Here is a 20437-nt window from a genome sequence, read left to right on the forward strand (position 1 = left end):
CCTGCGAGGATCGACCCCGTGACCGCTCCCGCCGCCCGCGCCCCGCGCACCTCGTCAGCCGGACGCTTCCTCGCGCCGGTGCTGCTGCTCGCCCTGATGTGGGCGATCCAGCTGCTCGACGCCCTGCTGCCCGGATCATTCACCGGGTGGGGACTGCGCTCCTGGGATCTCACGAAACTTCCCGGCCTCGTGCTGGGTCCGCTGCTGCACGCGAACTGGGCGCACCTGATCAGCAACTCCATACCCCTTCTCGTGCTCGGCTGCCTGGTGGCGGTGGAGGGCGCGAAGCGCTTCTGGGCGGTCACCGGCATCGTCGCGGTGGTGGGCGGGGCGGGCACGTGGCTGCTCAACGCCCCGGGCACGCTCACGGTCGGCGCATCCGTCCTGGTGTTCGGATACTTCGGCTGCATCGTGATGCGCGTCTTCGCACCCGGCCGGATCTCGCTTCGCCTGGCCTACGCGGCGATCGCCGTCATCGTCATCGTGCTGTACGGCACCACCGTGCTCACCGGCATCTTCGGCGCGGGCGCCGGCGTCTCCTGGCAGGCGCACCTGTTCGGAGCCATCGGTGGCGGCGTCGCCGCGCTGGGCGCGCGGCGACCGGCACGCGGTTCCGGCACCCCCGTGCGGCCATGAGCGCCTCCCGTCGTCGTCGCGGGTGGCGGCGCCGCAGCCGTCGTCGCGGTCTCCGAGTCGCGGCGATCACCGTGGGCGTGGCGGTGCTGGCATCCGGCCTGCTCGCGATCCTCGCGCTGATCACCGCTCCGCGCGACGAGGGGTACTGCCTCGATGAGCCGCAGAGCTACCCGGCGTTCGGCATCAGCGGATGGCGCGGCGAGCAGCTCGAGAACGCCGCGACCATCGTGCGCACCGCACGCGAGCTGGGCTTCGCCCGCGACGGGCAGATCGTCGGGGTGATGGCGGCGATGGGCGAGAGCTCGCTGCGCAACCTCGACCACGGCGACTGGGAGACGTCGGGCGTCACGAATCCCGACGGAAGCCGCACCACCAGCATCGGACTGTTCCAGCAGCAGGAGTGGTGGGGCACCGTCGCCGAGCGGATGGATCCGGCCACCTCCTCGGCGATGTTCTTCACGCGGCTGCGGCGGGTACCCGACTGGAAGGAGCTGGAACCCTCGCACGCCATCAACCTCGTGCAGATCAACTCCGACCGCGAGCACTACGCCCGGTTCGCGAACGACGCGGCAGCCGTGGTCGACGCGCTCTCCGGCCCCTGCCCCGCCCGATGACGGGGCCAGGGGCCGGTCACTAGGCTGGTCACGTGGCACGCAGCATCTACATCACGTCTGCAGAAGGACACACGGGCAAGTCGACGATCGCGCTCGGCGCGCTGGACGCGCTGATGCGCGTCTCGCCGCGGGTGGGCGTCTTCCGGCCCATCACCCGCTCAGCCGACGAGCGAGATGTGGTGCTCGAGCTGCTGCTCGCCCACGACGGCGTGCATCTCGACTACGACGACTGCATCGGCGTCACCTACGACGACGTGCGCCGCGACCCCGAGGCCGCACTCGGCGCGATCGTCGCCCGCTTCAAGGTGGTCGAGGCGCAGTGCGACGCCGTGATCGTCGTCGGCAGCGACTACACCGACGTGGCGAGCCCCGCCGAGCTCGGCTACAACGCCCGGATCGCGGCGAACCTCGGTGTGCCGGTGCTGCTCGTGCTGTCGGGGCGCGACAGTCAGAACCAGGCCGAGCAGCTCGGCACGACCACGGCTCGCACGCCCGTGCAGGTGCAGCAGATCGCCCGGCTCGCGGTGGCGGAGCTCGCCGCCGAGCGCGCGGAGCTGTTCGCCGTCGTGGTGAACCGGGCCGAGCCCGATGCTCTCGCCGAGATCATCGAGCTCGTCGACGACGGCCGCACCCCCGTCTGGGCGATCCCCGAAGACCGCTCCCTGGTCGCGCCGTCCATGCGGGGGATCATGAACGCCGTCGGCGGCCGGCTGGTGCGCGGCGCGGATGAGCTGCTCGAACGCGAGGCCTACAGCATCGTGATCGCCGGCATGTCGATGGTGAACGTGCTGCCCCGCCTCACGGAGGGCGCGGTGGTCGTCATCGCCGCCGACCGCAGCGAGACGCTGCTGGCCACCGTGCTGGCCGCGAGGTCCGGCACCTTCCCCGACCTCGCCGGCATCGTGCTGAACGGGCCGTTCGAGCTGCCCGCCCCGATCCTGCAGCTGATCGACGGGTTCGAGCTCTCGGTGCCGATCATCGCGACCGACCTGGGCACCTACGACACGGCCGTGCGCATCATGAACTCGCGTGGGCGGATGAGCATCGAGTCCGGCCAGCGGTACCAGAGCGCGCTGGCGCTGTTCCAGCAGCATGTCGACGTCTCGGAGCTGACCATCGAGATGGGCCTGGCGGAGTCGACGGTGGTCACGCCGCTGATGTTCCAGTACGGCCTCATCGAGCGCGCGCGCAGTCAGCGCAAGCGCATCGTGCTCCCGGAGGGCGACGACGACCGCATCCTGCGGGCCGCGGCCATCCTCCTCGCTCGCGGAGTGGCGGATCTGACCATCCTCGGCGACGAGAACGAGATCCGCTCCCGTGCGGTCTCGCTCGGGCTCGACATCGACGATGCCCAGATCCTCAGCCCGACCGATCCCGAGCTGGTCGAGCGCTTCGCGGCGGAGTACGCGCGGCTGCGCGCCCACAAGGGCGTCACCCTGCAGCAGGCCGCCGACACGGTGACCGACGTGTCGTACTTCGGGACCATGATGGTGCACCTGGGCCTCGCCGATGGCATGGTGTCGGGAGCCGCACACACGACTGCGCACACGATCCGCCCCTCGTTCGAGATCATCAAGACGAAGCCGGGCGTCGAGGTCGTCTCGAGCGTGTTCCTCATGGCGCTGGCCGACCGCGTGCTGGTCTACGGCGACTGCGCCGTGATCCCCGATCCCACCAGCGCGCAGCTGGCCGACATCGCCATCTCTTCGGCCGCGACGGCGCGCCGCTTCGGCATCGAGCCGCGGGTGGCCATGCTGTCGTACTCGACGGGGGAGTCCGGCTCGGGGGCCGACGTCGAGAAGGTGCGCGAGGCGACGGCGCTGGTGCGCGAGCGTGAACCGCTTCTGCCGGTCGAGGGCCCGATCCAGTACGACGCGGCCGCGGATGCGGCGGTGGCGAAGGCGAAGCTGCCCGAGTCCACGGTCGCGGGACGCGCGACCGTGTTCGTCTTCCCCGATCTGAACACGGGCAACAACACGTACAAGGCGGTGCAGCGCTCGGCCGGCGCCGTGGCGATCGGCCCGGTGCTGCAGGGGCTCAACAAGCCGATCAACGATCTGTCGCGGGGCGCTCTCGTCGACGACATCGTGAACACCGTCGCGATCACCGCGATCCAGGCACAGGGAGAGCAGGCGTGAGCGTCGTCCTCGTCATCAACAGCGGCTCGTCGTCGCTGAAGTACAGCCTCATCGATCCGGAGCGCGAGCTCGAGCTGGCATCCGGGCTCATCGAGCGCATCGGCCAGGAGACGGGTATCGTCACCCACACCGCGCGCACGACGGCTGAGCCGGGAGAGCCCGTGCCGACGGTGCTCGACGTGCACCACACCGACGAGCGCCCGATCGCCGATCACGATGAGGCGTTCGCCGTCATGCTCGCGCAGTTCGCCGAGCACGGGCCGGGTCTCGACGAGCACCCGCCTGTCGCAGTGGGTCATCGTGTGGTGCACGGCGGCGCCCGCTTCTTCGAGCCGACCGTGATCACCCCGCTCGTGGAGATCAACATCGAGGATCTCGGCGTGCTCGCCCCGCTGCACAATCCCGCCAACCTCGCGGGCATCCGCGCGGCGAAGGCGTCTTTCCGCGAGGTGCCGCACGTCGCCGTCTTCGACACCGCGTTCCACCAGACGCTTTCGCCCGCGGCGTACACCTACGCCCTCGATGCGCGCACCGCGCACGAGCACCGCATCCGCCGGTACGGCTTCCACGGCACCAGCCACAAGTACGTCTCCGAGTCGGCGGCCGCGTTCCTCGGGCGTGACCTCGCCGGGCTGCGACAGATCGTGCTGCACCTCGGCAACGGCGCCTCCGTCACGGCCATCGACGGCGGCCGATCGGTGGAGACCTCGATGGGCTTCACCCCGCTGGAGGGCCTCGTGATGGGCACCCGTTCGGGCGACATCGATCCCGCCGCCCTGTTCCACCTGTCCCGGCGGGCCGGTCTCGGCATCGATGCGCTCGACGAACTGCTCAACAAGCGCAGCGGGCTGCTCGGACTCGCCGGCCGCAGCGACATGCGCGACATCCTCGCCGGTCGCGCCGCGGGGGAGGAGGCGGCGACGCTGGCGTACGACGTGTACATCCACCGCCTGCGCGCCTACGTCGGTGCCTACATCGCCCAGCTGGGCGGGGTGGATGCCATCGCGTTCACCGCCGGGGTCGGCGAGAACGCCGTCGACGTGCGGGCCGACGCACTCGCGACCCTGGGTTTCCTCGGCGTGCACGTCGACCCGGAGCGCAACGCGGCGCGGGGGCGTGGCATCCGTCGCATCTCGACCGACGACTCCACCGTCGCGGTCCTCGTCGTCCCCACCGACGAGGAACTCGAGATCGCCCGGCAGACCCTGTCGGTGATCTGAGGCTCTCACCCACCGTCACTAGGCTGGACGCTGCTCCCCGTCCGATCAAGGAGGTTCCATGTCCGACGCACTGCCCGACCTGCACCGCGCACCCGGCGTCCTCTTCGACCTCGACGGGGTGCTGACGCCGACCGCCGAGGTGCACATGCGCGCCTGGCAGAAGGTCTTCGACGAGGTGTTCGCCCGCTGGGGCATCGATGAGGCGTACACCGACGCCGACTACTTCGCGTACGTCGACGGCAAGAAGCGCTACGACGGAGTCGCCAGCCTGCTGCACAGCCGCAATGTCGAGATCCCGTGGGGAGAGGTCACCGACAGCCCCGACGCGGAGACCGTGTGCGGCGTCGGCAACCGCAAGAACGATGCCTTCATCTCCGTGCTGCGCAGCGAGGGCATCGCCCCGTACCCCGGTTCGCTCGCGCTGCTCGAGAGCCTGCGCGAAGCAGGCGTCCCGATGGGGGTCGTGTCGAGCTCGAAGAACGCCGGAGAGGTGCTCGACACCGCCGGCATCCGCGACTTCTTCACGGCGGTCGTCGACGGCCTCGTCGCCGAGCGCGATCACCTGGCCTCCAAGCCCGCGCCCGACATGTTCCTCGAGGGGGCCCGGATGCTCGGTGTCGACCCGGCCGAGGCCGTCGCGGTGGAGGATGCCGTGTCGGGGGTCGCATCGGCGGCGGCCGCCGGATACGGCTCGGTGATCGGAGTCGACCGCGGGGCCGGGCCGGAGGCTCTGCGGGAAGCGGGCGCGACCGGTATCGTCGATGATCTTGCGCGTCTTCTGACAGACGCCGACAAGCGCTGACCCGCCCCCTCGCCCCTCGCGCAGAACGTCCACCCGGAGAGAGCATGATCGATCGCGACCGTCACCCTGTCGACCCCTGGCGTCTCATCGAGACCCGCTACGACGAGGGAGGGGTCTCCGAGACCATCTTCACGGTCGGCAACGGCTATCTCGGGCTGCGCGGAAACCACATCGAAGGGCGCGGCGCGCACGAGCACGGCACGTTCATCAACGGACTGCACGAGACCTGGCCGATCCGCCACGCCGAGCAGGCCTACGGCTTCGCCGAGGTCGGTCAGACGATCGTCAACGCGCCCGACGCCAAGGTCATGCGCGTGTACATCGACGACGAGCCGCTGTCGTTCGACGAGATGGAGGTGCACGAGTACTCCCGAGCGCTCGACATGCGCACCGGCGTGCTCGAGCGCAACGTCGTCTGGGTGACGCCGTCCGGCAAGCGCGTGCGGATGCGCGACGAGCGCATCGTGAGCTTCGAGGAGCGTCACCTGGCCGTGCTGCGGCTCGAACTGACCGTCGAGAACGCCGACGCGCCGGTCACGATCAGCTGCCAGATGCTGAACCGGCAGGACGGCGCGGGCATCTACGCCGGCGACCCGATGGCAGGCAAGGCCGAGCGCAAGGCGGGATTCGACCCGCGCAAGGCCGACAAGATCACCGAGCGGGTGCTGCAGCCGGTGGAGTACTGGCAGGACGGCCTGCGCTCCGCGCTGTCGTACCGCGTCTCCGACTCGGGCATGACGGTCGCGGTCGTCGCGGATCACATCATCGAGACCGACAACGAGTACAGCGCCCGCACGCTCGTCGATCCCGACATCGCGAAGAACGTCTTCCGGGTGCAGGCCAAGGCCGGCGTGCCCATCCGGGTGAGCAAGATCGTCAGCTACCACACCTCGCGGGGCGTGCCGCCGCGCGAGCTCGTCGACCGGTGCCGCCGCTCGCTCGATCGCGTCGGCGTGGAGGGGGTGGATGCCCTGTTCGCCGCTCAGCGCGAGTGGCTCGCCGCCTTCTGGGACCGCTCGGACGTGCGCATCGCCGGTCACGACGACCTGCAGCAAGCCACGCGCTGGTGCCTGTTCCAGCTCGCCCAGGCGGCATCCCGCGCCGACGGGAACGGCGTCGCGGCGAAGGGGCTGACCGGCTCGGGGTACAGCGGGCACTACTTCTGGGACACCGAGATCTACGTGCTGCCGTTCCTCACCTACACCTCGCCGCAGTGGGCGAAGAACGCGCTGCGGGCGCGGGTGATGATGCTGCCGGCCGCACGCCGTCGCGCAGCGCAGCTGAACGAGGCAGGGGCGCTGTTCCCGTGGCGCACCATCAACGGCGAGGAGGCTTCGGCCTACTACGCCGCGGGCACCGCGCAGTACCACATCAACGCCGACGTCAGCTTCGCGCTCGGCAAGTACGTGCGCGCGACCGGCGACCTGGACTTCCTGCGCAGAGAGGGCGCCGACATCGCCGTGGAGACCGCGCGGCTGTGGGCGACGCTGGGCTTCTGGCGCGGCACCAACGGCGACTCCACGTTCCACATCCACGGTGTGACCGGGCCCGACGAGTACACCACCGTGGTCAACGACAACCTGTTCACGAACGTGATGGCGCGGTACAACCTCCGCTTCGCCGCTCGCATCGTGGGCGAGATGGCGGTGAACGCCCCCGCCGCGTACGCGGCTCTGGTCGAGCGCACGGGGCTCGACGAGGGGGAACGCGACGCCTGGATGCGCGCCGCAGAGGCGATCCACATCCCCTACAGCGAGGCGCTGGGCATCCACCCCCAGGATGCGTTCTTCCTCGAGCGCGAGGTGTGGGACCTCGAGGGCACGCCCGCCGAGATGCGCCCGCTGCTGCTGCACTACCACCCGCTGGTGATATACCGGTTCCAGGTGCTCAAGCAGGCCGACGTCGTGCTGGCCCTGTTCCTGCAGGGCAATCACTTCACGGATGAGGAGAAGCTGGCCGACTTCGACTACTACGACCCGCTGACCACGGGCGACTCGACCCTCTCCGCGGTCGTGCAGTCCATCATGGCGGCCGAGGTCGGCTACCAGGACCTCGCCCGCGAGTACTTCGAGCAGGCTCTGTACGTCGACCTGGGCGACCTGCACCACAACTCCGCGGACGGCGTGCACGTCGCCTCCACCGGCGGCATCTGGACGGCGCTCGTCAGCGGATTCGGCGGCATGCGCGACCACGACGGCGAGCTGAGCTTCGACCCCCGACTGCCCGCCGACTGGCCAGAGCTGGCCTACCCGCTGCAGTGGCGGGGCAGCCGCCTCCGGGTGACGATCACCCGGGATCAGCTGCGCCTCGAGGTCAGCGAGGGCGACGCCGTCGAGTTCACGGTCCGCGGCGCCGCGCATCGCGCGGCGGTGGGTGAGCCGGCTCTCGTGCGCCTCGCGGGGCAGGGGCCGGTGCGTCCTGGCAGGCCCACGCTGCGCGGCATCGCGGATGCCCGTCGCGACGACGGCACGCGCCTGTCGGCATCGGTGCCGGTCACCACGACGACGATCCCGATCATCGAGGCCTACGAGGACTGAGTGCGGGACGGGTCGCGCTGATCCGGGTGTCGGCGGCACGCCGTAGGCTGGATGGGTGACGACAGCCCTGTACCGCCGCTACCGGCCCGAGACGTTCGGCGAGATGATCGGGCAGTCCCAGGTGACCGATCCGCTGATGACCGCCCTGCGCGGCGACCGCGTCGGACACGCCTACCTGTTCTCCGGCCCTCGCGGCTGCGGGAAGACCACCTCGGCCCGCATCCTCGCGCGCTGCCTGAACTGCGCCGAGGGGCCGACCGACACGCCGTGCGGCGTCTGCCCGAGCTGCGTCGAGCTGTCCCGCGCCGGAGGCGGATCGCTCGACGTCGTCGAGATCGATGCGGCCAGCCACAACGGCGTCGACGATGCGCGTGATCTGCGCGAGCGTGCGACGTTCGCACCGAGCCGGGACCGGTTCAAGATCTTCATCCTCGACGAGGCGCACATGGTCACGCCGCAGGGCTTCAACGCCCTGCTGAAGCTCGTCGAAGAGCCGCCCGCGCATGTGAAGTTCATCTTCGCCACCACCGAGCCCGAGAAGGTGCTGGGCACGATCCGCTCGCGCACGCACCACTACCCGTTCCGGCTCGTGCCGCCGGCGGCCATGCTCGAGTACGTCGAGAAGCTCTGCACCGAGGAGGGCGTGCAGGTCGAGCCGGGCGTACTCACCCTCGTCGTCCGCGCCGGCGGCGGCTCACCGCGCGACACGCTCTCGCTGCTCGACCAGCTGATCGCCGGGTCGGACGAGGGCAATGTCACCTACGAGCGCGCCGTCGCCCTGCTCGGCTACACGCACGCCGCCCTGCTCGACGAGATCGTCGATGCCCTCGCCGTCGGCGACGCCGCGACGGCGTTCCCCGCGGTCGACCGCGTCGTGCAGACCGGGCAGGACCCCCGCCGCTTCGTCGACGACCTGCTCGAGCGCCTGCGCGACCTCATCGTCATCGAGGCGGTCGGCGACGGCGCGTCCGCCGTGCTGCGCGGCATCCCCGCCGACGAGATGGAGCGGATGCAGGCGCAGGCCGCCGCGTTCGGCGCCGTGCGCCTGTCGCGCACCGCCGATCTGGTCAGCCAGGCGCTCGACGACATGAGCGGCGCGACCTCGCCGCGGCTGCACCTGGAGCTGATGGTCGCGCGCGTGCTCGCTGGAGCGCCGAAGGATGCCGGTGCCGCGGCCCCGCAGATCGCGCCGGCGCCGGCGCCGTCCGCGCAGCGCGCCACACCCGCAGTCCCGTCGTCTGCGCAGGCCGCGCAGCCGGCGCCCACCGCAGCTCCTGCCGCCGCGGCGGCCCCTGCGCCCGCGCAGGCACCGGTACCGGCACCAGCTGCCGCGCCCGGGCCGACGCCCGCTGCCCTGCCGGCCCCGTCCGCCCCGCCGTCCTCCGCATTGGCCCCCGAGCCCTCCTCCGCCCCGGACTCCGCCGTCGACGACGAGACGGCCTCTCCGGTCATCGTCGAGAACCTCACGGCGCCGGTCTCGAGCGCTCCTTCCTCGGCGCCGACGGCTCAGCCCTCGCATCCCGCAGGCGACGCGACTGCCTCCGGCGGGGCGTCCCCCCGACCGGACGAGGCCCCGCAGCCCGCAGACCCCGCGGCCCCCGGGGCGTCTGCTCCCCCCGGACCGGTGACGTTCGAGCGCATCGCCGCCGCGTGGCCGCAGGTGCTGACCCGCCTCGAGACGATCAGCCGTGCGTCGTGGCTGATCGTCACCGGCATCCAGCCGCTCGCCTTCGACGCCGACAGCGGTGTGCTGACCCTCGGCTTCTCGAGTCCGAGTGACGTGCCGCGGTTCAAGGGCACCACTCCCGGCAAGGGCACTTCCGATCACCTGCGCACCGCCATCGAGCAGGAGCTCGGCGTCACCGTGAAGTACCGCCCGGCGCCCCTGCCCCCGGGCGGGGGAGGCGCGGCGGCCCCCAGCGGGCCGGCACCCTCGGGCTCCGGCCCCGCCACCACGCCGACGCGGCCGTCCAGCGGCGGCGACGACGCCCCGGCCGCCGGATGGGCCAATCCGATGAGCGGGCCGCAGAGCCTCGGCAGCGCGGCGCCGCAGGGCGCGAGCGCACCGGCCTCCCCGTCCTCCGGCGGCGCGCTGTCGGCGTCCGCCGCGGTGACCGAGTGGGCCGTCGCGCCGATCCCCTCGTCCGCACCGGTCGCCTCGGGCGTCTCCGCTGCGGCTGCGGGTGCGGCGCCGGTCGCCGTGGCGTCGGTCGCATCATCCGCTCCGCCGCAGTTCCCCGTCGACGACGAGCCCGCCGACGTCGAGGCCGCGGCGTCCGCTCCGCAGCCGCCCCGCGACGGCGAGGTGGACGGGCCTGGGCCGCTCGACGACGAGTACCCGCCGTACGACGACGAGCCGCCGTACGACCCCGAGTACGACGAACCCGGTCGACAGGCCGGCCCGCCCGTGGTGCCCGCCGGCGCGGCATCCGCCCGTCCCGCCGCGCCGCCGAAGGCGGCGCAGGCACCGGCCCGCCCCTCGCTCCGCGAGGTGCCGCCGCCGACGCCCGGCCGGCCCGTCACCTCCGACGGTGTCGAGCGCCGCGGCGAAGCCGTCATCCGACAGGTGCTCGGCGCGAGGTTTGTGCGTGAAGAGCCCTACCAGCCCCCGGCGAGGTTCAACTGATGTACGACGGAATCGTCCAGGAGCTGATCGACGAGTTCGGCCGGCTCCCCGGCATCGGCCCCAAATCGGCGCAGCGCATCGCGTTCCACATCCTGCAGACCCCGTCATTCGATGTCGCGCGGCTCTCCGAGCTGCTCACCGAGGTGCGCGCTCGCGTGCGCTTCTGCGAGGTCTGCGGCAACGTCTCGGAGCAGGACCGCTGCGCGATCTGCCGTGACCCGCGGCGCAATCCCGAGCTGATCTGCGTCGTCGAAGATGCCAAGGATGTCGCGGCGATCGAACGCACCCGCGAGTTCCGCGGCCTCTATCACGTGCTCGGCGGCGCGATCAGTCCCATCGCGGGCGTCGGGCCCGACGATCTGCGCATCGCCCAGCTGATGACCCGGCTCGCCGACGGCACCGTTCAGGAGGTCATCCTCGCCACCAACCCCAATCTAGAGGGCGAGGCGACCGCCAGCTATCTGAGCCGACTGCTGACCAGCATGTCGATCACCGTGTCGCGGCTGGCATCCGGTCTGCCTGTCGGCGGCGACCTCGAGTACGCCGACGAGGTGACGCTGGGACGCGCCTTCGAGGGGCGTCGCCGGCTGTGAGCGCGCAGCACGCGGGGTTCACCCGCAGGGGCTGGATCCTGTTCGCCGTGATGGCGTTCGTGTGGGGCATCACCTACCTCTTCATCAAGGAGGCGGTGCACTCGTACTCGCCGCCCGCCGTGGTCGCTGGACGCACCCTGCTCGGCGGTCTGATCCTGCTGCCGTTCGCGCTGCGCGCCGGTGCACTCGCTGCGGCGTGGAAGCACTGGCCTTGGGTGCTCGCCTTCGGTCTCGTCGAGATGGCCGGGCCCTTCCTCCTGCTCAGCCACGCCGAGACGCAGCTGCCGTCGGGGCTCACCGGGCTGCTCGTGTCGACCGTTCCGCTCTTCGCCGTGATCATCGCGCTGCTGCGCGGCGACCGCTCCGCCCTCGCGCCGGTCAGGCTCGGCGGCCTGCTGCTCGGCTTCACCGGCGTCGCGGTGGTCGTGGCGGGGCCCGGACTGTTCCCGCACGAGCCGAGCAGCGCATTCGCGATCGGCGAGGTCCTGCTCACCGCGGTGCTGTATGCGATCGCCCCGTTCATCATCGCGCTGAAGCTGAAGGATGTGCCATCGCTCGGCACGATCACCCTCGCCCTGTTCGGCATCGGACTCGGCTACCTGCCTGCCGCCCTGCTCACGCAGCACGACGTGCCCACGGTCCGTGCGACGGTGTCGCTGCTGCTGCTCGGCGTGGTCTGCACGGCGCTCGCCTTCGTCGCCTTCTTCGCACTCATCCGCGAGGTCGGCCCGGTGCGGGCCCCGCTGTTCACCTACGTGAACCCCATCGTCGCCATCGTGCTCGGCGCCGTCGTGCTCGCCGAACCGCTCACGCCGGGCCTGCTCATCGGCTTCCCGATCGTGCTGATCGGATGCTGGTTCGCCGCGACCGGCGGGCGTCTGCGGCCTCGCCCGTCCGCTCCCGACCTGACCACCGGCCCGGTGACCACCGTCGAGACCGCGCAGGTCATCGTCGCGGACCCGGCCCGACCCGAGACCGCCGACCGACCCGACGGTCAGGACAAGCCGGAGCCCGAAGACCGCAGCTGAGGCCGCGTTCGCGCGTCACATGCAGAAGGCGGCATGGGCGTGATCCGTAGAATGTGCGTGGGCGGATCCGCCCACCGTCCCCGGGAGTGATCGTGGCCCTGATCGTGCAGAAGTACGGCGGTTCGTCCGTCGCCGACGCAGAGAGCATCAAGCGCGTCGCCAAGCGCATCGTCGACACCCGTCGTGCCGGGCACGACGTCGTCGTCGCGGTGAGCGCCATGGGCGACACCACCGACGAGCTGCTCGACCTCGCGAACGAGGTCGCCCCGATTCCCGCGCCCCGCGAGCTCGACATGCTGCTCTCGAGCGGTGAGCGCATCTCGATGGCGCTGCTGGCGATGGCCATCCACTCGATGGGCTTCGAGGCGCGCTCGTTCACCGGCAGCCAGGCCGGCATGATCACCGACTCGGCGCACGGCAAGGCGCGCATCGTCGACGTCACCCCGGTGCGCCTGCGCGAGGCGCTCGACGAGGGCGCGATCGTCATCGTCGCCGGATTCCAGGGCTTCAATCGCGACACCCGCGACATCACGACCCTGGGCCGTGGCGGCTCCGACACCACGGCCGTCGCTCTCGCGGCAGCCCTCAACGCCGACGTCTGCGAGATCTACAGCGACGTCGACGGCATCTTCACCGCAGACCCGCGTGTCATCCCGCGCGCCCGCAAGCTCGACCACGTCTCCAGCGAGGAGATGCTCGAGCTCGCGGCCAACGGTGCCAAGGTGCTCTACATCCGCGCCGTCGAGTACGCCCGTCGTCACGGCGTGCTCATCCACGCCCGATCGACGTTCTCGTCGTCGGAGGGCACCTACGTCCTGGGCGAGGGAATGAAGAACCCGCGCGCCACCGAGGGAGAAGCCATGGAAGAACCGATCGTCGCCGGGGTCGCCACCGACCTCAGCCAGGCCAAGATCACCGTCGCCGGGGTGCCCGATGTGCCGGGCAAGGCCGCCGAGATCTTCAAGATCGTCTCGAGGGCCGGCGCGAACGTCGACATGATCGTGCAGAACGTCTCGGCAGCATCCACGGGCCGCACCGACATCTCGTTCACGCTGCCCAAGGCCGACGCCCCCGCGACGCTCAAGGCGCTCGCGGCCGAGCAGGGCGAGGTCGGCTTCGAGAGCCTGCTGCACGACGACCAGATCGGCAAGCTGTCGGTCGTCGGCGCAGGCATGCGCACGCATTCCGGCGTCTCGGCGATCCTCTTCGAGGCGCTCAGCGCGGGCGGCATCAACATCGAGATGATCTCGACCTCCGAGATCCGCATCTCGGTCGTCCTCCGCGGCGACGACCTCGCCGAGGCCGCGCGCACCGTGCACAGCGCCTACGGTCTCGACAGCGAGATCGAGGCGGTCGTGCACGCAGGCACGGGTCGCTGATCGCCAGGCGCATGATGCGGAATCCGCACACCGTGCACCCGCCGACCATCCGCGCGGTGCAGCCGGCCGACCGCGACGCGTGGGGTGAGCTGTTCGCCGCATACCGCGCCTTCTATCGGCTCGACGCCGACCCAGCGGTCGTCGAGACCGTCTGGGAATGGCTGGGCGACCCTGCGCACGAGCTGCAGGGCCTGGTCGCGGTGCGCGACGGCATCCCGATCGGCATCGCGCACTGGCGGCGCTTCGCGCGTCCGTCGCGCGGCGCGACGGCGATCTTCCTCGACGACCTGTTCACCGCTCCGGATGCGCGAGGCGCGGGGGTCGGCTCGGCGCTGATCGCGCGGCTGCAGCGGATCGCCGCCGACGAGGGTCTCGCGGAGGTGCGCTGGATCACCTCCGAGTCGAACGTGGACGCACAGCGACTCTACGAGCGCATCGCGTCGCGAGCTCCGTTCCACACGTACATCGCCCCGCCCTCCGCAGGCTGAAACGGCCGGCCTGGGCGTCGTGGCGAGCGGGTAGACTCACGGCAACCCTGACATCGGTGCCAGGCGCAGCATCCGCACCCTGGGGCTGAGCCTGGCGCATCGTCTCCACGCCAAGGATCCCCCATGACCCGTATCTCCGAATCCGGATTCTCGATCGCCATCGTCGGCGCGACCGGCCAGGTCGGCACCGTGATGCGCGACATCCTCGCCGAGCGCTCGTTCCCGGTGCGCGAGCTCCGGCTGTTCGCCTCGGCCCGCTCTGCGGGCACGGCCATCGACTTCGGCGGGGTCGACGTCATCGTCGAGGACGTCGACACGGCGGACCCGTCCGGCATCGACATCGCGCTGTTCTCGGCCGGCGCCACGGCGAGCCGCGCGTACGCGCCGAAGTTCGCCGCCGCCGGTGCGGTCGTGGTCGACAACTCGAGCGCCTGGCGGATGGATCCCGAGGTGCCGCTCGTGGTGAGCGAGGTGAACCCGGATGCCATGGACGAGCGTCCGAAGGGCATCATCGCGAACCCGAACTGCACCACCATGGCGGCCATGCCCGTGCTCAAGGCGCTGCACGCCGAGGCGGGACTGGAGCGGCTCATCGTCAGCACCTACCAGGCCGTCTCGGGCTCCGGCATCGCCGGCGCGCAGGAGCTGCTCGGTCAGGTCGAGAGCGTTCTCGCCCAGGGTGACACCCTGCGTCTGGTGCACGACGGCGCAGCCGTCGACTTCCCGCAGCCCGAGAAGTACGTGGCGCCGATCGCGTTCGATGTCATCCCGCTCGCGGGCTCGGTCGTCGACGACGGCGACAACGAGACCGATGAGGAGAAGAAGCTGCGTAACGAGAGCCGCAAGATCCTCGGGCTCCCGAACCTGCGCGTGGCCGGCACCTGCGTGCGCGTGCCGGTCTTCACGGGACACTCGCTCTCGATCCACGCCGAGTTCGCGGACGACATCACCCCCGAACGGGCACGCGAGGTGCTGGCATCCGCGCCCGGCGTCGCGCTCGACGAGGTGCCGACCCCGCTGCAGGCGGCGGGCAAGGACGCGAGCTTCGTGGGCCGCATCCGCGCCGACCAGTCCGCCCCGGAGGGCAAGGGGCTCGTGCTGTTCATCAGCAACGACAACCTGCGCAAGGGGGCCGCGCTGAACGCCGTCCAGATCGCCGAGGAGCTGACCCGGCGACTTACGCCGGCCGCCGTCTGAGGCGGCCACAAGGGCGCTCAGACGCCCTCCTCGGCCGGAAATCCGGCCCTGTGCGGACGACTAGACTGTTCTGGTGACCGAAACCGTCGATGTCGTTCTGATCGGTGGGGGCATCATGTCCGCCACGCTGGGTACTCTGCTGCACGAACTGCAGCCGGACTGGAAGATCGTCGCTTATGAGCGCCTCGGCGGGGTCGCCGAGGAGAGCTCGAACCCGTGGAACAACGCGGGCACCGGGCACGCGGCGCTGTGCGAGCTCAACTACATGCCGCAGGGCAAGGACGGCACGCTCGACCCGGCGAAGGCCATCTCGATCAACGAGCAGTTCCAGCAGAGCCGCGAGTTCTGGTCGAGCCTGGTCGAGCGCGGGGTCCTCGACGCGCCCTCGACCTTCATCAACTCCGTGCCGCACATGACGTTCGTGCGGGGCGAGAAGGACGTCGCCTTCCTAAAGGCCCGCTACGAGGTGCTCCGCAAGCAGCCGCTCTTCGAGGGCATCGAGTACAGCGAGGACTCCCGGGTCATCAACAAGTGGGCGCCGCTGCTCATGCAGAAGCGCCGCAAGGGCGAGCCCTTCGCCGCCACCCGGGTTCCGTCGGGCACCGACGTCGACTTCGGCTCGCTCACCCGTCAGCTCTTCAGCCACCTCGCGTCCTCCGGTGTGCAGGTGCGCACCGAGCACGAGGTGCGCAATCTCAAGCGTCAGAGCGACGGCAGCTGGCTGGTGAAGTACCGCCATGTGATCGGCCGCACACCGGGGCAGGTCAAGGCTCGCTTCGTCTTCGTCGGCGCGGGCGGCTGGGCCCTCAAGCTGCTGCAGAACAGCGGCATCCCCGAGATCAAGGGCTACGGCGTCTTCCCGATCGGCGGACAGTGGCTGAAGACCACCGATCCGAAGCTCGTCTCACAGCACCAGGCGAAGGTGTACTCGCAGGCGGCGATCGGCGCACCTCCGATGTCTGTGCCGCACCTCGACACCCGGGTCGTCGACGGCGAGAAGTCGCTGATGTTCGGGCCGTTCGCGACCTTCAGCCCGAAGTTCCTCAAGCACGGCTCGATGCTCGACATCATCACCCAGGTGCGTCCGCACAACCTGTGGCCGATGCTCCGGGTCGCCTTCGCGAACCCCGACCTGATCACCTACCTGATCAGCGAGCTGGTCAAGAGCCACGGCAAGAAGGTCGATAACCTGCGCACCTTCGTGCCGACGGCGCGCGACGAGGACTGGGAGCTCATCCAGGCCGGCCAGCGGGCGCAGGTGATGAAGAAGGACCCCGAGAAGGGCGGCATCCTGCAGTTCGGCACCGAGGTCGTCGCGGCCGAGGACGGCTCGATCGCGGGCCTGCTGGGCGCGTCTCCCGGCGCGTCGACGGCGGTGCCGATCATGCTCGGTCTGCTCGCGCGCTGCTTCCCCGAGCAGTACGCCGGGTGGGAGCCGAAGCTGAAGGACCTCATCCCGACCATGGGCCACCGGCTCAACGATGATCCGAGCGCCGCCGAGAAATCGATGAGCGCCACGGCGTCGACCCTGTCTCTCACGGCCTGATCCCGCGACCGTGGCGAAGCTGTACTTCCGCTACGGCGCGATGAACTCGGGCAAGTCGACCGCTCTGCTGCAGGCTGCGTACAACTACGAGGAGCGCGGGCAGCGGGTGCTGCTGGCGAAGCCCGCGATCGACACGAAGGGCGCCTCGCAGATCGAGAGCCGGCTCGGGATGACGCGTGAGGTCGACTTCCTCATCGGGCCACGCGACGACGCGCGAGCGCTGTTCACGAGCGAGCGCGAGCGTGTGCTCGCCGAAGGCGCCGAGGAGCTGCTGCCCGCAGAGCCGCGTGATGTCGCCTGTCTCCTCGTCGACGAGGCGCAGTTCCTCTCGGCGGAGCAGATCGACGACCTCTTCCGCATCGCGGTGCTCGACGGCATCCCGGTCATGGCCTACGGCATCCGCAACGACTTCCGCACGCACGCCTTCCCCGGATCGGCCCGGCTGCTCGCGATCGCGCACACGCTCGAAGAGCTGAAGACGATCTGCCGCTGCGGCCGCAAGGCCGTCTTCAACGGGCGCCTGATCGACGGGCGCTTCGTGTTCGACGGCGACCAGGTCGCGATCGACGGCGCGGAGGTGACGTACGAGTCGCTGTGCGGCGATTGCTATCTGCAGGAGTCGCACGGCGCGCTGGACTGAGACGTCCGCCTTGCGTGGTCAGACCACATGCGCGTACGCTGTGGTCTGACCACAGGAGGCGGGATGTCGGAGACGCAGCGTGCGTGGCGCACCGTGCTCGAGCGGATCGAGAGCGACCTGCTCGGCGGTGTGCTCGGCCCGGGTGACCGCCTGCCGTCCGAGCGCGATCTCGCGGCCGACCTGGGGGTGGGGCGCTCGAGCGTCCGTGAAGCCCTCCGCGTTCTCGAGGTGATGGGACTCATCCGCACCGCTACCGGCTCCGGTCCGCAGGCAGGGGCGATCGTGGTCGCGGCGCCGACCGGCGGCATGTCGACGCTGATGCGGCTGCAGGTGGCCGCCCGGGGCTTCCCCCTCGCCGACGTGGTGCAGACCCGTCTCGTGCTCGAGGACGCCGTGGTCGGCGCGCTGGCGGTTGCGGATGGCCCGACTCTGACCGAGGTGCATCGCATCCTCGACGCGATGGACGCCGACGGTCTGAGCGTCGGCGAGTTCCTGGCCCTCGATGCGCAGCTGCACTTCATGCTGGCCGAGTCGTCGGGGAACACCGTGATCGCCGCCACCATGGCCGGCTTGCGCGAGGCGATCGAGTCGTATGTCGTCGCCGGGGCCGCGGGCATCGCCGACTGGGACGCCATGGTCTGTCGGCTGCGTGACGAGCATCGCCGCATCGTCGACGCGGTCGAGCGCGGAGCCGCCGACACCGCTCGTGCCCTCATCCACGACCACATCACCGGCTACTACGCCGCCGCGGGCCTCGTCGGCCCCTGAACAACCCACCCGAGAGGAAAGCCGATGGTCACCCGCCAGCTGCCCAAGCCCGCCGAGCTGCTCGAGCTGATGCAGTTCAAGAAGCCGCAGTTCGACGGCCGGAAGCGCCGTCTGGAGGCTGCTCTCACGATCGACGACCTGCGCGCCATCGCGAAGCGGCGGACGCCGAAGGCGGCCTTCGACTACACGGACGGCGCCGCCGAGGGCGAGCTCTCGCTGTCGCGTGCGCGGCAGGCGTTCCAGGACGTCGAGTTCCACCCGGGCATCCTCACGCCTGCGCCGGAGGTCGACACGAGCGTCGAGATCCTCGGCGGGCGCTCCGCCCTGCCGTTCGGGATCGCTCCGACCGGCTTCACGCGACTCATGCAGACCGAGGGGGAGATCGCGGGTGCGGGGGCCGCCGCCGCCGCTGGGATCCCCTTCACCCTCTCCACGCTCGGCACCACCTCCATCGAGGGCGTACGGGACGCCAACCCGCACGGGCGCAACTGGTTCCAGCTGTACGTGATGCGCGATCGTGAGATCTCGTACGAGCTGACCCGTCGCGCCGCGGCGGCGGGCTTCGATACGCTGCACTTCACGGTCGACACCCCGGTGGCCGGCGCTCGCCTGCGCGACAAGCGCAACGGCTTCAGCATCCCCCCTCAGCTGACCCTCGGCACGATCGTCAACGCGATCCCCCGGCCGTGGTGGTGGTTCGACTTCCTCACCACCCCGAAGCTCGAGTTCGCATCGCTGAGCAGCACCGGTGGCACGGTGGGGGAGCTGCTGGATGCCGCGATGGATCCGACCATCAGCTACGACGATCTCGCGGTGATCCGCGACCTGTGGCCGGGCAGGATCGTCATCAAGGGCGTGCAGACGGTCGAGGACTCCGTGCGGCTCCGCGACGCCGGCGTCGACGGCATCGTGCTGTCGAACCACGGCGGTCGCCAGCTGGACCGGGCGCCGATCCCGTTCCACCTGCTGCCGGATGTGCGCAAAGCGGTCGGCGACGAGTTCACCGTGATGATCGACACCGGGATCATGAACGGCGCGGACATCGTCGCCTCCGTGGCGCTCGGCGCCGATTTCACGCTCATCGGCCGGGCCTACCTCTACGGGCTGATGGCCGGCGGGCGAGCCGGCGTCGACCGCACCATCGCGATCCTGCGGTCCGAGATCGAGCGCACGATGCGACTGCTCGGCGTCTCGACTCTCGCCGAGCTCACGCCGGCGCACGTGACGCAGCTGACCCGTCTGGCGCCGATCCGACGCTGAACGGGCGCGCTCAGCGCGCGCTCAGCGCGCGATCGGCGCGGGGAGGGTGGCGATCAGGGCATCCAGCTTGTCGGCGGTGTCCTGCCACCCCTCCACGGCGATCGAGACGACCCCGAGCGCACGCACCGGGTAGTCGTTGCCGCCCTCATCGAGGCGGTCGCCGTAGAACAGCATCTCGTCGAGGCGGATGCCGGTGTGCTCGACGAGCTTCTGCATGCCGTAGGCCTTGTCGATGCCTGCACGGGTGATGTCGATCGACGTCGAGCCCCCCGAGCGCACCTCGAGTCCAGGAAGGCGCGGCGCCACGGCGTCGCGCAGCGCCGCACGGCGCTCGCCCGTCGGGTCCCAGGCGTGCTTGGCGTCTCGGGGTGCCTGTTGACCGAGCGCCGAGAAGGTGATCTGCGACCCGCGGTCCTCGAGGATGTCGCCCCACGGCTCCGGCTCCCACAGGCCCAGCCGCTCGGCCTCCTCGCGCAGCGCGGCGAGGGCGGACGACTTCTCGTCGTCGCTCAGATCGTGCGCGTACACGGCCGTGAACGCCTCGCCGTCATGGCGCAGGTAGCGCGTGCCGCAGGTGGGCAGCAGGTGCAGTCGCAGCTGCTCGGCGGGCTGCAGATCGGTCAGCCGCGCGATCACCTGGCTGCGGAACTGCTGCTCGTTGCCTCCGGAGATGATCGCCACGTCGACGCGACGCAGCAGTTCGCGCAGGAGGTCGGCGATGCGGTCGTCGATCTGGCCCTTCGAGGGGGCGAGCGTGTCGTCGAGGTCGAAGGCGACCAGGCGGGGGTGCGTCATGATGGCTCCAGCCTATCCGGATGCGAGAAGGGACCCGCCTGAGCGGATCCCTTCTCGTGTGCTGTCGGGGTGACAGGATTTGAACCTGCGGCCTCTTCGTCCCGAACGAAGCGCGCTACCAAGCTGCGCCACACCCCGTGATTGCAACCGTTCAAGTCTACATGCACCGC

The 20437-nt window shown here is 70.6% G+C and carries 17 protein-coding genes and 1 tRNA gene; 16 read left to right on the forward strand and 2 right to left on the reverse strand.

The window, feature by feature from the left end; genetic code table 11:
* The first annotated feature begins 18 nt into the window (after positions 1-18).
* From V2S04_RS04085 to V2S04_RS04160, 16 genes are all read left to right on the forward strand, one after another.
* Positions 19-636, forward strand: a complete 618-nt coding sequence (locus V2S04_RS04085) for a rhomboid family intramembrane serine protease (RefSeq protein WP_413637187.1) — start codon at positions 19-21, stop codon at positions 634-636.
* On the forward strand, positions 633-1250 hold the full coding sequence (locus tag V2S04_RS04090; RefSeq protein WP_413637188.1) for a hypothetical protein: 618 nt from the start codon (positions 633-635) through the stop codon (positions 1248-1250). The genes V2S04_RS04085 and V2S04_RS04090 overlap by 4 nt, the downstream gene beginning before the upstream one ends.
* Before the next feature lie 32 nt (positions 1251-1282).
* The gene (pta, locus tag V2S04_RS04095; protein WP_413637189.1) at positions 1283-3388 is read left to right on the forward strand and encodes a phosphate acetyltransferase; all 2106 of its coding nucleotides are present in this window, start codon (positions 1283-1285) and stop codon (positions 3386-3388) included.
* Positions 3385-4608, forward strand: a complete 1224-nt coding sequence (locus V2S04_RS04100) for an acetate/propionate family kinase (protein ID WP_413637190.1) — start codon at positions 3385-3387, stop codon at positions 4606-4608. Before pta ends, V2S04_RS04100 begins: the two co-directional genes overlap by 4 nt.
* 58 nt (positions 4609-4666) lie before the next feature.
* Positions 4667-5410 (forward strand): HAD family hydrolase, encoded by a 744-nt coding sequence (locus V2S04_RS04105; protein ID WP_413637191.1) that lies wholly within the window; start codon positions 4667-4669, stop codon positions 5408-5410.
* 44 nt (positions 5411-5454) lie between these two features.
* Positions 5455-7947 carry a glycoside hydrolase family 65 protein gene (locus V2S04_RS04110; RefSeq protein WP_413637192.1) on the forward strand — a complete coding sequence of 831 codons (2493 nt, stop codon included), beginning with the start codon at positions 5455-5457 and terminating at the stop codon, positions 7945-7947.
* A 55-nt stretch (positions 7948-8002) separates the two neighbouring features.
* Complete coding sequence (locus V2S04_RS04115; RefSeq protein WP_413637193.1) at positions 8003-10573, forward strand: DNA polymerase III subunit gamma and tau; 2571 nt, start codon at positions 8003-8005, stop codon at positions 10571-10573.
* Complete coding sequence (gene recR, locus V2S04_RS04120; RefSeq protein WP_071643765.1) at positions 10573-11166, forward strand: recombination mediator RecR; 594 nt, start codon at positions 10573-10575, stop codon at positions 11164-11166. Before V2S04_RS04115 ends, recR begins: the two co-directional genes overlap by 1 nt.
* A complete protein-coding gene (locus V2S04_RS04125) occupies positions 11163-12194 on the forward strand; it encodes a DMT family transporter (protein WP_413637194.1) in 1032 nt (343 codons plus the stop codon). Before recR ends, V2S04_RS04125 begins: the two co-directional genes overlap by 4 nt.
* Positions 12195-12286: 92 nt before the next feature.
* Positions 12287-13573, forward strand: coding sequence for an aspartate kinase (locus V2S04_RS04130; protein WP_413637195.1), 1287 nt, complete (start codon positions 12287-12289; stop codon positions 13571-13573).
* A gap of 11 nt (positions 13574-13584) precedes the next feature.
* On the forward strand, positions 13585-14061 hold the full coding sequence (locus V2S04_RS04135; protein WP_413637196.1) for an N-acetyltransferase family protein: 477 nt from the start codon (positions 13585-13587) through the stop codon (positions 14059-14061).
* A gap of 123 nt (positions 14062-14184) precedes the next feature.
* A complete protein-coding gene (locus V2S04_RS04140) occupies positions 14185-15258 on the forward strand; it encodes an aspartate-semialdehyde dehydrogenase (protein ID WP_413637197.1) in 1074 nt (357 codons plus the stop codon).
* 73 nt (positions 15259-15331) lie between these two features.
* A complete protein-coding gene (locus V2S04_RS04145; protein WP_413637198.1) occupies positions 15332-16804 on the forward strand; it encodes a malate:quinone oxidoreductase in 1473 nt (490 codons plus the stop codon).
* A 10-nt stretch (positions 16805-16814) separates the two neighbouring features.
* Complete coding sequence (locus V2S04_RS04150) at positions 16815-17444, forward strand: thymidine kinase (protein WP_413637199.1); 630 nt, start codon at positions 16815-16817, stop codon at positions 17442-17444.
* A 63-nt stretch (positions 17445-17507) separates the two neighbouring features.
* Entirely contained in the window at positions 17508-18212 is a 705-nt protein-coding gene (locus tag V2S04_RS04155; RefSeq protein ID WP_413637200.1) for a FadR/GntR family transcriptional regulator, read from the forward strand.
* A 24-nt stretch (positions 18213-18236) separates the two neighbouring features.
* Positions 18237-19472: an alpha-hydroxy-acid oxidizing protein gene (locus V2S04_RS04160; RefSeq protein ID WP_413637201.1), complete on the forward strand. Its 1236-nt coding sequence runs from the start codon at positions 18237-18239 to the stop codon at positions 19470-19472.
* Positions 19473-19493: 21 nt separating this feature from the next.
* Here the strand turns inward: V2S04_RS04160 and V2S04_RS04165 are convergent, their stop codons facing one another.
* Both V2S04_RS04165 and V2S04_RS04170 read right to left on the reverse strand, forming a co-directional pair.
* Positions 19494-20267 (reverse strand): HAD-IIB family hydrolase, encoded by a 774-nt coding sequence (locus V2S04_RS04165; protein WP_413637202.1) that lies wholly within the window; start codon positions 20265-20267, stop codon positions 19494-19496.
* Between the two features lie 64 nt (positions 20268-20331).
* Positions 20332-20405: transfer RNA gene (locus V2S04_RS04170), tRNA-Pro, on the reverse strand.
* Between the last annotated feature and the right edge of the window lie 32 nt (positions 20406-20437).

This window comes from Microbacterium sp. OR21, from assembly GCF_047306785.1.
In the GTDB taxonomy this organism is placed as follows: domain Bacteria; phylum Actinomycetota; class Actinomycetes; order Actinomycetales; family Microbacteriaceae; genus Microbacterium; species Microbacterium esteraromaticum_E.

What these genes read in the sequence shown, in the direction of transcription:
- V2S04_RS04160 (WP_413637201.1), top strand. Translation starts at nt 18,237, where the DNA reads ATGGTCACCCGCCAGCTGCCCAAGCCCGCCGAGCTGCTCGAGCTGATG.
- V2S04_RS04135 (WP_413637196.1), top strand. Translation starts at nt 13,585, where the DNA reads ATGATGCGGAATCCGCACACCGTGCACCCGCCGACCATCCGCGCGGTG.
- V2S04_RS04110 (WP_413637192.1), top strand. Translation starts at nt 5,455, where the DNA reads ATGATCGATCGCGACCGTCACCCTGTCGACCCCTGGCGTCTCATCGAG.
- recR (WP_071643765.1), top strand. Translation starts at nt 10,573, where the DNA reads ATGTACGACGGAATCGTCCAGGAGCTGATCGACGAGTTCGGCCGGCTC.
- V2S04_RS04165 (WP_413637202.1), bottom strand. Translation starts at nt 20,267, where the DNA reads ATGACGCACCCCCGCCTGGTCGCCTTCGACCTCGACGACACGCTCGCC.
- V2S04_RS04140 (WP_413637197.1), top strand. Translation starts at nt 14,185, where the DNA reads ATGACCCGTATCTCCGAATCCGGATTCTCGATCGCCATCGTCGGCGCG.
- V2S04_RS04105 (WP_413637191.1), top strand. Translation starts at nt 4,667, where the DNA reads ATGTCCGACGCACTGCCCGACCTGCACCGCGCACCCGGCGTCCTCTTC.
- V2S04_RS04090 (WP_413637188.1), top strand. Translation starts at nt 633, where the DNA reads ATGAGCGCCTCCCGTCGTCGTCGCGGGTGGCGGCGCCGCAGCCGTCGT.
- V2S04_RS04155 (WP_413637200.1), top strand. Translation starts at nt 17,508, where the DNA reads ATGTCGGAGACGCAGCGTGCGTGGCGCACCGTGCTCGAGCGGATCGAG.